We start from the raw sequence: 14262 nt of genomic DNA, 5'->3' as shown, positions 1-14262 counted from the left end.
CCGGCAGCGCCTGATGGCGGGGCAGGAAAAGAAAATCCAGGCTGAATCGTGAGGTTCTGTTCTGGTGCACTGAAAAGTGTCGTGTGTCCCCTTCGTCTAGTGGCCTAGGACACCGCCCTTTCACGGCGGTAACAGGGGTTCGAGTCCCCTAGGGGACGCCATTTGCGGGAATAGCTCAGTTGGTAGAGCACGACCTTGCCAAGGTCGGGGTCGCGAGTTCGAGTCTCGTTTCCCGCTCCAGTCTTCCAAGGCTGTGGCGTTCAGCAAAACGGTACGGTCTGCTTCAAATATGCGGGAATAGCTCAGTTGGTAGAGCACGACCTTGCCAAGGTCGGGGTCGCGAGTTCGAGTCTCGTTTTCCGCTCCAAATCAAGAATGCCACTCTTTCGAGTGGCATTCTTCGTTGTGCCTGGGTGAAAAACAGGCGCATCGCTACTGATAAAACTGTCAGTACCCCCCTCCTTGCTCCCATGCGAACCTGCTCCGGTCACTCTGACAGCAGGGCTTGACTGCCTGCGCACCTATCATCAGGAGGTCTGACATGGCCAGCAAGAGCGAACTTATTGACTGGATGGCGATGGACAGTCGGTTACTCAAGTGGGGAATGATCGCAGCATTCGATCGCGCGACGCTCAACCGCTTTTTGCTCCAGGAATACATCCGTCGTTTTTCCGATGAATCTTACTTTCCACCGATCTGTGGGATGGTCTCTTCGGCCAGTAACGACTGGCAGTACCGATTTGAAAGTTTCGTGCTCGACACCCCGAGAGTCTCGTTCGAAACGGCAGCCCTGGACAACTCCAAGGCTGACATGACCCTGCGAGTTATCGGCGGTAACTTACTGAGTAAAAAGAAAATCAACGGCCAGTGGCAGGTTCGGGAGATCGAATGGATCGACCCGCTTCAGGGGCCGGTGCTGAAGCTGCACCTGGAGTTGTCGGATGTTCCTGGGCTTGTCAGTGATGGCGGCGAGTTGCTGTTGGATCTGAAGCACAGCAGTGATTTCACGTTGACGTTCACCGACGAGTCTTATGAGAACTCGCTGGGGGGGCTTGTCTTCAAGGAGCTGTTCGAGTCTTTACCCGACGCGCAACGGCGTTTTCTGCTGGGGCGCATTCAGCGGGGTGAGCACGAGCTGATGCATCCACAGTCGTTCATCATGCGTACACAGTCTGCGGGGGAGGGCAGCGAGGGGGGTGTGCTCGGCTTGGTCAGGATGGAGAACGCCCGTTATAACGGCGACGAACCCACCCCAGGGTCTGACTTCCGGTATCTGGTAGCCGATGACCATACCGCGACGGTCATGATGGATACGCGATATTTCTCAATACCTGCATTGGGCCATGAGCTGCCGAAAGTCATATCAGGCGGCACATTCAAGACGAACTATGACAATAATGGGTTTCCATCTGGGCTTGAGGTAAGCGGCGGTGTTCTAGCCTTGGCTGAAACACCTTACTACGTTGAGATGCCAGTTCCGGAAGAGTTTGGTTATCAGGATCGGTACGTCAACATCTGGTACGCAATCGAAAATCTAGACGTGTCCGCTGAGGGATTGAAGTTCGAGGCTCGCGACGGCAGGGTCTGTTGTTCATGGCCAGTCAAGCAGGATTTTAACGTGCTTATCATGGGGTTTGAGAATCCCTGGTTTCTTCTGATGTATGGGTTCGCAGTTGTATATGCTGCGGTGCATCGCCCTGATCTTGTTGAACGATTAACAACCTTAGTACCGGTGCACGTTGATACCACAGTAACGGGATATTATAAAGGTCAAAAAAATTCCGCTAACCTCGTCTATACCTCTACCAGTACGGTTTCTAACGGTCGGTCGCAACGGGTCAAAGGCTCTAGGCGGATCAGAACTTTTGAACCTCCGACTGATAAGGAATTAGATCGTTTCTGCGACTTTCTTATTACGGTTCATAAGGCCATCGCTGGCTTGATCATGAAGGATGGTCTCATCCTGCATGAGATCGCCAAAAGCATCGAAAGGGATGCGTTGAATTTGCTCCCCATCAAGATCTCCATGGAAGAGCCCATCCGTTCTGTCCTGACGATGAATTTCGGGGAAGTGGTACGGGTGTCCGACATCGTGGCCCCCTATGACGCGGTGGCATTCGGAGACATCAGTCCCGCGCGCACCCAGGTGCAGCTGAATACTTACGAGCATATCCTGGCTGCTGGAGAGTCTTATCAGTTCTCCACCGCTTCCGCATTTGTTAGGTGGTCGGTCGAGGCAATTCCCGGCATGGGGAAGGCGGGTTCGATCGATTCGAATGGCCTCTATACCGCACCGCCGGCAGAACTCATAGAGGGGGCATTCACGCGTGTACGCGTCACAGCGACTGCAATCGGTTCCAAGGCCACTGCGTTGCTGACGATCATGCGCAACGTCTTGCAGGTCAACCCCCAAGTGAAAGCAACGAGCAACACAGAGGAAGTGGAGCTCTTGGCGAGCACACTTACGACCGGTGGCAAACTCAGCTGGTCGGTGACCGAGCACGCGATGGCAGGTTCCGTCGAGCCCGCCGCCGATGGCCTGTCCGCCACCTACAGGGCGTACGAGCCCAAAGATGGTGAAAGAATGCCGAGCTACGTTCTGGACCAGATCACGGTGAGTGATACCTCGGGTAATACCAGAGTTTGCCATCAGATCGCCATGCATCGTGAGCCGCTGCTCGAAGTGCAGATGGTCGCCATGAATGAGGGCAGCGTTCAGCTCGAAAGCCGGTTCAATGGCGATCCGATAACGGGTGGGCTGTGGGAAGTGATAGCGGGGCCCGGCGACGTGGACGCCTCGGGGCTCTACAAAGTTGATGAAACGCTCCCTGCGTCCAGATACGCGGTGGTCTCCTGCGAGGTGGATGGAGGTCCACTCGGCACCTTCGACGGCTTCATCATTCTGCCCCTGCCATTGACGGAGCAACAGCGTGCCTTGCCAGGATCGGTCGAGGTCGTCGTAGGGCAGGGCTTGCGTCAATTGCGTTGTTTGTAAGTTCTCGCCAAGCCCTTGGGCGATGGCCGACCGGCCATCGCCCAAGGGGCATCAGTCCACGAGCAATGGAAAGATGATCGGCATCGGCTGCCAGCTGTTCTTGTTGTCGAAACTGATCGACGCCTCGATGCGCAGGGTTTCGTCGCGCTTATAGAGCGCCAGTTTGTCCTTGTCGATCTCACCCAGTTCAATACGGCCTTGCGTGCTAACGACTGCCTTCTCGCCGATTTGGGTGCGCAGATTCGAGCCATCGGCAGCGCTCCGCCCGTACAGTTCGATCTTGATGAACTGGCTAGTTGCGATGAACGGCCAGATGGCCGAATGCAGGCTGGCCTTGCCAGTACCCAGGCGGGTGAGGTTGAGTATGCCAGCGTCGATCGCATCGCTCTGCGGCGTAGGCAGGTGGTCGACGTTGTCCACGGTCAGGGTGTGGGCCGGCGACTTCTCCGTTTCCCTCTCGGTGAGTTCATAGTACAGCTCGATCCGCTTGCCAATATGAATGGCGACGAACTCAGGGGGCACATGATAAAGGCGGGCATCGGGCTGCAGCGGCTGGGGCTTGTACGAACCTTCTTCGCCCGGCTTGCCCCAGAATACCTCGATGCTTTCGTTAGGGCCGATGTCGGCGCTGTCCGGTATCCGCACGGTGGCGCCCTGGGTCGCCATATTCGGGCGCAAGATGCTTCGGCTCGCCCCGCCTTCGGCTTCGACCAGCGTGGGGGCTGGCAGTACCCGGCCTCGGGGTGTGGCGCGGGCGTACAGCGATTTTGGTATGGAAAAGTGTTCCAGGTTACCGGCGCGGTCTTGAACCCCATACCAGGCCCAGCGCCCGCCCTCGCCGCTGTCGCGAATGTCGGTTCCGGAAATCCAGGCGCGCAGGGGCTGGCCTAGGTCTTGCGGGGTGAGGGTGTAACGGTCGACGACCGTGCTGGTTTTGGGGTCGGGCGCCTCGCCCCAGTAAATCTTCACCACATCGCCCGGCGCGGCATCGTCGTAGGGTGCGATATTGCCCTGCAGCAGGTCGTCATGGGCCTTGAGGTAGCGGTCACTGACGCCATCCTGGATCACTTCCTCCGGAAAGTGGATCGCGTTGTCTTGCGGCAACTCCGGTGGTGCCAGGTCGATGGTGATCGGCAGTGGCTCGCAATAAGCTGGGTTGCCGTCACCTAGCACTACCTCATAGAACACTTCATGTTCGCCTTCCACCAGATGCTCGACAGGGACTTCGACGAACAGTTCTTCCTCCCCGATTGGTGCCTCCCAGGTTTTGGAGTGGACGCATTGCTTGTTCCAATACAGGTTCAGTGTTTCTGGGGCTGCAGGGGTTGGCTTTGAATTGAGCCACATGACCACTTCGACCCGCAGCGGCGCGGCCAGTGCGTTGACCGGTAGCAGGTTGGGTTGACCACCGGGAATGTTCGGCAACAGGGCCGGGATGGTGGGAAGAGGGAGTTGTGCGAGTGGCGTTGGGCGCATGGTGTTTCTCCTTGATGTTACGTGGGGGCCGCGGGGCCCCCACGCGAATGCGTTACCAGCGATAGTTGACGCCCAGTGACATGCCCCAAGGCTTTTCCAGCTTGTCCCCGTTGCTGTAGTCGAACTCGGCGTGCACCTGCCAGCGCTCCGCCCAGCGAGCGGACAGGCCTGCGCCCACTTCGCCACGGGTGCCGGCCAGGTCGTTGTGGAAGCGATTGTCGTTGACCTTCACATCGTTGCCGCGCGCGAATTCGTGCAGTGCGGCGACCTTGATATACGGCTGCAAAGTGCCGCCGCCTTCGAGGGCGATGTCACGCCCCAGCGCGCTGCCGACCTTGCCCTGCAACGAGCGGCTGCGCTGGCTGTCGGCGCGCATGCCGTTGTCGAGGGTGACTTCGCGGCCTTGCACGATCAGGCCGGCGACCTGTGCGTAGGGTTCGACGAACCAGCCATCACCCAGTTTCAGATGGCGACCGGCCTCCAGCGAAACACCTGCACCGGTGGTATCGAAGTCGCCCTTGGCTCGCTGGCCATCGCTCAGGCGTACCTCGGCCTGGTTACGGAAGCGGTTGAGTTTGCCGACCGCGTCGAAATAGTAACCGGACTGCGGGTCTACCCAGGTGGCATAAACACCCAGGTGGTAGCTGTCGACTTCGCCGGAAGCCCCGCGCGGCAGGTTCAGGTCGGATTTGCTGTAGCCCGCGGTAACGCCGGCCAGCCACTGGCCCTGGCCCAGCGGCATGTCGGCACCGAACGAGATGCCTTGCTGGGTCTGCTGATACTGCGTCGTGGAACTGGACGACACGTTGTATTGGTTGCCATAGCTGCGCAGCCAGGTACCGGCCGTATCGCCACCCCGGCGTACGTCGCCCATCCGGCTGCGCAAGGTGGCCAATTCGCCATACCACACCGTCGGGGCAGTGTTGAACAGCCCCAGCAAGGTTTGGGTGCCTGGGCTGACGGTTCTTGTGCTGGTGTCGAGGAACCAGTCGTTGTCGCGCTGGACCAGGTCGTAGGAGTAAGCGCCCAGGTCGACCGGCCCGCCGACCAGCGAGAAACGTGCATCACCCGAGCCGGTATGCACCAGGTGCATCTGGCTCTCGGCTTGCGGCTCGGTACCGCTGCTGCTGACCAGTAAACCATGGTCACCGGTAGCCTGGCCGGTAATGTTGAGGTAGTCATGCTGCAGGGTGTTGAAGTCCACAGCCATGACGAAGGTGCCATTACCCTCCAGGCTGTCGGCGGTAAGGGTATGGAATTGGCCGTCCGCTTCGCCGAAGCGGATACTGCCACCGTTCATCGACAAGGCGCCGATCTGGCTGTCTTCGACCAGCGTCCAGCTGGCGAGGCTGTCGATGGCTACCCGCTCGATGTTATCCAGGCGCCCACGCAGGGTCGCTCGGTTTTCCAGGGTCAGGCTGGCGTGCCCGTCGGGCTGCGCGACGATGTCGCCTATCAGGTCGCTGGCGTTGACGCGTACATTGGCGGTGGCATTGCCGCCGATGTCGATCAGTGCCTCGCCAGCACCGGCGCTGAGGGTCGAACCATTGAGTATGGCGATTTGTGCATCGGCGGGCGCGCCACCCTGGCCCACGCGGATGGCCGGCCCGGCTTGGCCGCTTGCCTGACTGGCGTCCAGCACCACGGAATTGGCCGTACCGGTTGGCGTCGAACGTATCAATATCCCTTCGTTGACGCCTGAAATCACGCTGCCTTGACTGGCGCGCAGCGTGCCGTCGAGCACCACCAGGCCTGACGATGTGGCCGCGGTTGCACTGACCTGGGTGCGCGTGAGTTCCAGGGTGCTGGCATTGACCGTGGCGCCGCGCAAGGCACCGGTGATCTGGCTGTCGAACACTTGCGCCTGGCTACCCTCGTTCATCAGCAAGCCTTGGTTGCTCTGGCTGCTGAGCTGCGAACGGTTGACCACCGCAGAAGCACCCAGCAACCGCAGGCCAGCGGCATTGGCGGCGACGGTGCTGTCGTTGAGCGTTACGCGAGTACCTGGTTCGGCGATGATTTCGTTGGTGGTGGCACCGTTGGCGGTGAGGCTGCCATCGATTACCTGCCAGCTCTGGCGGGGGGTGCTGGCGTCGATGGTTTGGTCGTCGAACACAGGGGCAGCATCCGTCACTGGGCTGAACGGTAGCAGGAGAAAGCCGCTCAGCCCCAGGAATGGGGCCGTGCGGGTACGATGGATTCGCATGAGTTATTTCCTTTCAGGTCTAGGACGCAACTAAAGTTCTACGAAAAGGAAAACTGTATTCAGATTGGTCTCTAGGTTATGTAGGAAAAGTCGCCAGTTGCCTGAGTGGTCATCGCTCTCGCGGACAGGAGAGCGATTCCGGTCAGGCCCCAGAAGGTATTTCGCACGAGCCACCGCCATTGAAAATACTCACCAACATTTCAGCGGAGATGGCATTGATCGTTTCCGCTCCGCCGCTGATTTCATAGTCGACCCGTCCACGCCCCCTGTTGACGCCATCGTAGATAGGGTAGATTTTTTCCTCGTAAGGTTTTATTTCCCATCCCCCGCCGGTAATGGGCAGGTCGGTGCCGATGGTCAGATTCTGGGTCAACTCAGCTACTTGCATATCACCGCTTTCCCCCTTCAGCGCGGTCCAGGTGATCTTCAGCACATGGCCGGCCGAGACGCCGAGGCTTGTCAGGTCCGGGATCGTGACGAGGAACGCGGCCTCTTTGCTCCCATCGTTTGGGTCCCAGAGGGAATTGCAATTCAACACCTCCGTGCCATCAGCGCGCTTGAAGGTGCGCTCGAACTTCACCGCAGGTGCCCGCAGCACCACGGCATTTGCGTTCACCAAGGTGGTGAGTGAGTGCTCTTCGTTGGTTTCTCCGGGGGCGGTGATGCCGTAGTGCACAGGCAATTGCGGATCGTTACGTGCGTTATAGATGTATTCCCATGGGATTTCGGCCGTCAGTTCGACGGGCTCCGTGGTGTCGATGGTCAGATTGGCTTCCGGAACGTGTTCGCCTTTCCAGTAGAATTGAATCCGCTCGCCGTCCTTGGCCTCCGTGTAGCGTGTCAGGCTGATGCGGGCAGGCTGGTTTTCATCCTCACGCGTGAGCGTATTGGCCGTGTTGGATACCTTGCCGCGAACCTCGAGCGTGGGCAGATTGGCGTTTCCGCCTGGCCAGTCCGGATCCGGATCAGGGCGCACAGGGCCTATGACCGAAAAGTCGACATCCACGTCCGTGTGCTTTGTGCCCTGTGACATCGTTCCCCTGAACAGCTCATAGGAGACACGCGTACTTTGGCGTTCGGGTGCGTCGGTGTACTCCGCCTTCAAGGCTGCGGGACGCACGCGCACCTCGAGAGGGAAGTGCGGGCTGGAGCCGATCTGCTCCCTGGGAAGCGGGGTGTTGCCCCAGCTCACAATGATGGTGTCCGTGCTTTTCCAGTTCTCGAAGGCGGGAATTTCCACCAGCACCCCAGTTCGGGCATCCTCCAGATCCACCAAATTGTCGGGAGCGGCCAATGGCACCACCGGGTCACCCATACCGCTGGGCAGGGTGCCGAGCGCGACGTCCAGGGCAGTGTAAGTGGAAATGCGGCTGGCATTGCCCGCGATGTCTATCAGCACGTAGACCACATAGCAGCCACCGTCGCCATAGGTACGCACGTCATCTTCACTGATGGTGATCTGCCTGTCTTCAGGTACGTCGATGAGGAGGATTGGGTCAGGGAGATCGTCTGAGCTATCCGGGGGGAGCTCATTGAAGTAATAGACGGCAACCTTGTCGTTGCTCTGGCTGTCCTCATACTCGGGAATGGTACCCGTCACACCTTGCGGGTTTAGTTTCAGGTAGGCATCGGTGATGGGGACGGCGGGCAGGGCCAGCTTTTCAGGGTACTGATGGCCCCAAGGCGGTGTGCGGTCCACGCGCAGTGGCTGGGGGGCGGAGTCGATCGAATTGCCGTCGGCGTTCATCTGTTTGTAAAAAAGATCGAAGGCCCCCTCTTGCTCTAGATGCGCCTGGTCCATTGGCACATTCAGTGGGAAGGTTGTGCTCTCGTCGGCCGGGATCGATTCGCTCACAGCAATGCTTTCGTTGCTGCCATGCCTCTTGATATACAGTTGCACGCTGTCGCCGTCGGCAATGTTCGGCCATTCTGGGATGCTCACATCGAGATCTTGATCGATTAGTTTCACATTCAGTGTGCCGTCGATAGGGTCGACGATTGCCGCGACGGTTGGCTCAGCGAGGGCGGCGATGGGCAGGCTGGCCAGGCGCTTGATCCGTTGCGCCTGGTACTGGCGGCGGGCTTCGTCGGCGAGCTGTCGGTTGGGGTGGCGTGAGTCTTTACTGTTCATCCGTAAACTCCTTTGCAGGGGGCGAAGCACAGAGGTGTCAGGTGAATTCGGTTCCTGGCATGCCAGGGGGCGCTGACGTTACGTTAGCGCCCGTTCAGGCCATCGGACTACTGGTAAAAATGCTAGGCATGTCCCGACCTGAATAAGGTTTACATCCCCATTCATCAGAGCTACTGCTGAGCAAGCCAGATGACCTGGCGCAGGCGAGAAAGATGGTTGATGAGGCGGTGCAGATGTACACAGAGCAGCCTCACATAGCCGTGAAAAACAAAACGCCCGATGCGGTGCATCGGGCGTTTTTAGGCCGATCGGCCTACGGGAACAGACCCCGACCGTAGTAAGCCTGTTCCCACCTGCGCCGAACTTGCTCGGCCTGGGCTTCACTCACCTGAATCCACCCTTGAGTACGGGATTTAAACCAGATTAACCCGGACGAGTAGTTAAGCGGGGGGCGGTCGAACTCCGAGAGATAATCACTTGCCAGGGAACTGGACCGTGACGTTCTTGCAATCGCGGAAGAAGTTCCTGGCGAGCTCGGTGGAATGGTATTTTCGAGCTGATTCACTTCCCCGCCGGCTGCTATCGATGAAGTTCGGCTGTTTGCCCCACTTCTTTGCGCATTTAGGCTGGCATTTGAGATAAACGAGGGTCGTCTTGACGTTGAACCGCGGGACGAGGTGGAGGGCACGGCGTCGTCACTTACCGAAGAAGCGCTCGTCGTGGAGTTGCTTCTTACTATTGATGATCTCGATGACCGCGCCGCCGGCGACCCAGACTGTCTCCTGAATGACCTGAAAAGACTGGCCATTTTTGTAAACGCCGCGTACATGATTGACACGAACGTCACCGCGATGTTTATCGCGAAAGCGATCATGTTCGCTTTCTCGTCCTGCTTGATGGTGGCGTAGATTTGCATACCATACGAGATGACGGCGCCGGCAGCGATGATGGTCAGCACCGTGGCCTTGGCGATCATTCCCGCGGTGACGCTGGCGGCTGCTACCAGTGCACTGATCGAGCTCCCTGCGGTAAACACCGCTGCGACGGTGGCAATCAGCCCGACGCCCAGCATCAACCATCCTTCCCAGTTCCCACCGCCGCCACCGTAGGTGGGCACCTCGTCCTCGACCGGGGAGCGCCGCCGGCCGCTGCTGCTCTCACCCTCGTGCCCACTGGGATCGCGGAAATTCACCGGGTCGTTGCGGCAGTAGCTGTAAGGGTTGATATCGCCGCCATCGAACACGGTCAGGCTATCGGGGCTATGAAAGCGCCGGATACGTTCGTTGTAGACCCGATAGCCCCGCCCGAGCAGGTACCAGCCCAGTGCAGTCGTGGCCAGCTCGCCGTTGAAACGCAACAGGCCTTTGGCGGCGGCCTGTTCGCTTTCCGGCAGGCTGCCGTAAGCGCCATAGCTGAGTTTGCGCAACTCGCCCAAGTGATACTCGGCGATCACGCTGTGGCTGGCGTTGGTCTGCAACAGCAGCGTCTGGCCAGGTTCGCCACACGCCTGCTGGGCCACCGGCCCTTCGCCGTTGTATAGCACTCGTTGCGCCTGCGCGTTGCCTATGGCCAGGCTCAGCCGATACCCTTCGAAAAACACCTGTGTGGCTTGTTGACCGGTGGCCTGGACTGCATGAAGGTCACCGTTACCGTCATAATGGTATTTGGTGAGTACCTGGCTGGAGGCGTCGGTCACTGACAGCAAACGGCTCTGGGTATCGTAGCAAAGCCGGCGCCCGGCTTCGTCGTTGAGCAGGTTGCCGTTGGCGTCGTACTCGAATGGCGGTATGGGAAGGCCCGGCCGTGCGGGCAGATGCTGAATGCTGGCGAGCTTGCAGGGGTCGTCTTCCCGGGGGGTGTAAAGGGTACGGTATAGCTTTCCTTCGATGGTAGTCGTGACGACTTTGATATTGTCGAAACCGTCGTAGAGGAAGATCTCTTTACTGATCGGTCGGCCAAGTTCGTCACGGGGTAATTCGCTGCCAGTGCAGCTGTAGATGCTCAGGCGAGCACGGTTGTCGTAGGCGAACGTTTCACCCAGCAGCAGCGTGCCCTCTTCGGTCAGCGTGCGGCTTTTCAGGCGTTCACCTGGGTACCAGGTCTGTTCCAGGGTTCGCGTTGGTTGGCCGGTGACCCTGGTGGTCCGGCTGGTCTCGCGGTCGTGGTCATCGTAGCCATGGGTGGTGACCTGCTCACTGCCACCGGCCCGGTCGGTAGTGGTGACGTGCTCGAGCCGGCCGAGGGTATCGTAACGGTAGGTGACCGTCACCTGTTCGCAGGTCATGCTGCTCACCCTTCCGGCGGCGTCATAGGTATAGCGTGTGGGGGTGCGCGTCTGGTCCTCGCGCAGGTGGATACGCCCGTGCAGCGATGGCTGGTAACGAGTGGTCCAGGTTACCTGATCCTTGCCTGTCCACTGCTCGCGGATCAAATGGCCAAAGTTGTCGTACTCGTACTGGCGCTCGCCCTCTTCGCTGGTGGCGCGTTCCAGTTGGGCGTTGCGTGGGTCGTAGCCGTAGCTGCAGGTTTGGTCGGGGGCCACACTGGCGATCGGCGCGCCGGTCAGGTTGAGCAGGTAGCTCAGTTCGATCTTCGCGCCGGCAGGTGTGGTGTAGCTTGACGGTCGGTTGCGTCCGCCTTGGTAGTGGTAACGATGGCTCTGTTTGCCCACGTCGGTACGCGTGCGGCGATGCAGGCTATCGAACGCTTGAGAACCCAATATCGCACGTTGGTTACGGTCCCCCTCGGGTACCAGGGCAACCTCGGTGAGCAGCGCGGCTTCAGCGTGGGCGGCGTAGCCATGCTCAAGGACCGTCCCATCCGGCAGGCGGGTGCTGCTTAGCCGCCCTAGGGCATCATAGGTGAAGCTCTGGGTGTCGCCATGTTCATCGGTTTGGCGGTGGATGCGTCCAAGGCCATCGTAGGTAAAGTTACGTGTCCACAATAGTGTGCCGCTGGCGTCCAGCGTGCGCAGCTGGTCCGGGGCCTGGAACCTGTTCATCGAAGCTTCGGTCATTGCGTTGATGCGATCGCCGCTGCTGCGCCAACTGCGAATCACCATGCCTTCGCGGGTCGGCTTGGCTTGTTCGTGGTGAATGACGCCGTCGGGGGTCGTGGTGCGATGGCATTGCCCCCAGTCGTCGTATTCGAAGCGGGTGACAAGCGGCTGCGGATTGTTCTGGTACCAGTCATGCTCGGTGCGTTCGATGGTTTGACCTAGCGCGTCATAGCGTACTTCCAGGGTTTCGTGCAGGCGCTGGGGGACGTCTTTGTCGATGTGGTCGCGGGCCTCGCCGATCACTCGTCCGAACCCGTCGACATACGTGCGGGTGGTGACCCCGCCGACAGAGGTCGTGGATGTGCCAGGTGCCTCGCCTATTTCCGTGCAATGCAGATAGTACTGCCAGGTGTTCTCGGCACGGTGTTGCGGGTCCTCGGGGGCTAGAATTTCGCGTTGCGGGCGCCCAAGGGCATCGTACTCATAGAGTACTTGAACCCCTTCGGTGTCCTCGCGCAGTACCACGTCCCCGGTGAACGCCGACTCCTGAACCAGGCTCGTCGATACGCTGCCGTCCCACCCGCTGAGGGTTTCCTGGGTCTGTACCACCGGTACATTGGCCAGTGTCTGGTCGGCTCTCAGCTGGCTGAATGCATGCGTCACCACGGTAGGCAGGAAGTCGCGGGTGGTCACTTTCATCACCACCCGCCCATGCAGGAAGGGTACGTCGATATCGTTGACATAGGTGTACTCATGCCGGGTCAGCTCGACTTCCTGTTGATTGTCCAGCTGCAGCGTTCGCTCTTGCGTCACGGTATGCCAGTCGGCCAAGTCGGCTCGCTCAGGGTCTCTCAGTGCCGGCAGGGCCCTGTAGTCGAAACGCTTGACCAGCGTGGCGGCATTTCCTGGCCCGGCTACGGGTATCGTCACCTGTCGCTTCAGGTAGCTCACGAAACCTTCAGGATTGGCGGGGCAGACACCCTCGTCACCGTCTTCGCCCTCGGCCGGATAGTACTCGCTGATTTCCTGCACCCCGTCGCGCCGAGTGAGGGTCCTGAGGTTCCCTTGGTGGTCGTACGTGCGTGATTCCTTCTCATGGTAAACCTCGCTCGAAGCGCTCGTCAGCCACCAGGAATATTGCGTTTCGATGGGCAATTGGCAGGTGGCCGGCTGCTGATCGAAGTGGGTATCGTCGTGCAGGTTGTAGGTGATGGTCTGGCGTGCCACCGCCTCGCCCTGGCTTGTTTGCTCCAGCACCAGCAGGTGGTAACGGTTGTAATGGCGGTTGATCGAGCGCAGCGCACGCGGCGAGCCGTTACCGTCGTTTGTCCAGTACGTCTCGATGGTGCCGTACCGGTAGTCGCCTCTGTGCTGGTAGAGGTAGTCCAGGCCATCGTCGAGCCAGCTGTAGTTCAATTCATAGCCCAGGAAGTTGCGGGCGTCCGGACGCTGCGCATCCATGCAGTACTGGTAGCGGATGTCGACAGGGTCGCCGTCAGCGGTAGGGTGCCGCAGGTGCCGGGTGACCCTGGGTAATGTGGGCCGGTTGGCACTGGTGGGGAAATGATGCCCACCGTCGGCGTACTCCAGCCGTTCCACACCACCCATGGGCGTACGCATTTCCACGACACACCACATGTCCCTGATTTTTTGGTAGTCGAAGGCCCAGGTAGCCTTCTCGTCAGTGGGTAGCTCGAAGCGCTCGAGCTTGCCTTCGGCATCGAGGTGCAGTGTGTAGGAGGGGCCTGGCTGGTCGCTGATGTCGGGGTTGAACGACAAAACCACGGTGTTGCGGCCCGGGGCCCGTTCTATCCGTAACAGTGTCTCGCCGTCGCTCTGATGAACGCGGGACAGGTAAGGATGGCCGCCGTAGGTGTCGTAGTCGAGGTTCAGCCGATGGCCCTGTGGGGTACAGATTTGCACCGGCACGGCAGTACGGAATTCGCCGCTGCCGCGCTCTTCCAGAAACTCCACCTCACCGCTGCGGTGCACCAGGCGAAAAACCGCTGCGCTGTCGCGATAGAAGTGAAAACTTTCGAGCTTCTGTTGGCCCACGGTCATGCGCCCGAGCTGTGTCGGGTCGCTGATGATCTTGAAGTTTTCGCCGCTGTTGGTGGTGAGCAGCCCCTTGCTTTGGCGAAACTGCGACAGGGGTATATCCCAGCCCAGCCCGTAGCCTGCATCAATGGGGGTCAAGGCGTTGTAGGCGAGCGCGATGTCCAGCGCCGGCCCTCGCCGATCATGCGCTTGGACGGTAGGCAGTTTCAGGTTCACGGTGAACTGGCCGGTGCGTGCATCGACACCGGTTTGCAGTTGTTCGATGAAATTACTGGCATTGCTGCGCACTCTGGAATTGAGCGTCATTGTGCTGACCTCGGAACAGGGGTACTGGGTCAGGCACCGGTCACGGTAGAAGCCGGGCCTGTTTGTTGCAGACCTTAGCAGCGTGATCCAGG

The 14262-nt window shown here is 59.6% G+C and carries 5 protein-coding genes, 3 tRNA genes and 1 pseudogene; 5 read left to right on the top strand and 4 right to left on the bottom strand.

Annotated features, from left to right (window positions below; translation table 11 throughout):
• Positions 1–85 precede the first annotated feature (85 nt).
• The 4 genes from GEV39_RS17565 (at position 86) to GEV39_RS17550 (ending at position 2995) form a co-directional block, all read left to right on the top strand.
• A tRNA-Glu gene (locus GEV39_RS17565) sits at positions 86–161 on the top strand.
• A gap of 3 nt (positions 162–164) precedes the next feature.
• Positions 165–240 (top strand) — tRNA-Gly (locus GEV39_RS17560).
• Between the two features lie 51 nt (positions 241–291).
• A tRNA-Gly gene (locus GEV39_RS17555) sits at positions 292–367 on the top strand.
• 174 nt (positions 368–541) lie between these two features.
• Complete coding sequence (locus tag GEV39_RS17550) at positions 542–2995, top strand: hypothetical protein (RefSeq protein WP_173890726.1); 2454 nt, start codon at positions 542–544, stop codon at positions 2993–2995.
• Between the two features lie 51 nt (positions 2996–3046).
• Here GEV39_RS17550 and GEV39_RS17545 read toward each other — a convergent pair whose 3' ends face one another.
• The 3 genes from GEV39_RS17545 to GEV39_RS17535 all read right to left on the bottom strand — a co-directional run bounded on the left by GEV39_RS17545 (position 3047) and on the right by GEV39_RS17535 (position 8808).
• Positions 3047–4471, bottom strand: a complete 1425-nt coding sequence (locus GEV39_RS17545) for a hypothetical protein (protein ID WP_173890725.1) — start codon at positions 4469–4471, stop codon at positions 3047–3049.
• A gap of 52 nt (positions 4472–4523) precedes the next feature.
• A complete protein-coding gene (locus GEV39_RS17540; RefSeq protein WP_173890724.1) occupies positions 4524–6677 on the bottom strand; it encodes an autotransporter outer membrane beta-barrel domain-containing protein in 2154 nt (717 codons plus the stop codon).
• Between the two features lie 142 nt (positions 6678–6819).
• Positions 6820–8808, bottom strand: a complete 1989-nt coding sequence (locus GEV39_RS17535; RefSeq protein WP_173890723.1) for a hypothetical protein — start codon at positions 8806–8808, stop codon at positions 6820–6822.
• Between the two features lie 167 nt (positions 8809–8975).
• Here GEV39_RS17535 and GEV39_RS26580 point away from each other — a divergent pair.
• Positions 8976–9146 (top strand): annotated as a pseudogene (locus tag GEV39_RS26580) (integrase core domain-containing protein); the annotation flags it as partial.
• Here the strand turns inward: GEV39_RS26580 and GEV39_RS17530 are convergent.
• Entirely contained in the window at positions 9122–14170 is a 5049-nt protein-coding gene (locus GEV39_RS17530; protein WP_173890722.1) for an RHS repeat domain-containing protein, read from the bottom strand. The pseudogene GEV39_RS26580 and the gene GEV39_RS17530 overlap by 25 nt on opposite strands.
• Positions 14171–14262: the final 92 nt, after the last annotated feature.

It is taken from the genome of Pseudomonas sp. NY5710, from assembly GCF_013305665.1.
Lineage (GTDB): Bacteria > Pseudomonadota > Gammaproteobacteria > Pseudomonadales > Pseudomonadaceae > Aquipseudomonas > Aquipseudomonas juntendi.
This window is presented reverse-complemented; position numbering and strand designations above follow the sequence as displayed.

Coding starts and splice junctions, on each gene's coding strand:
- GEV39_RS17550 (WP_173890726.1), top strand. CDS start 542: ATGGCCAGCAAGAGCGAACTTATTGACTGGATGGCGATGGACAGTCGG.
- GEV39_RS17545 (WP_173890725.1), bottom strand. CDS start 4,471: ATGCGCCCAACGCCACTCGCACAACTCCCTCTTCCCACCATCCCGGCC.
- GEV39_RS17540 (WP_173890724.1), bottom strand. CDS start 6,677: ATGCGAATCCATCGTACCCGCACGGCCCCATTCCTGGGGCTGAGCGGC.
- GEV39_RS17535 (WP_173890723.1), bottom strand. CDS start 8,808: ATGAACAGTAAAGACTCACGCCACCCCAACCGACAGCTCGCCGACGAA.
- GEV39_RS17530 (WP_173890722.1), bottom strand. CDS start 14,170: ATGACGCTCAATTCCAGAGTGCGCAGCAATGCCAGTAATTTCATCGAA.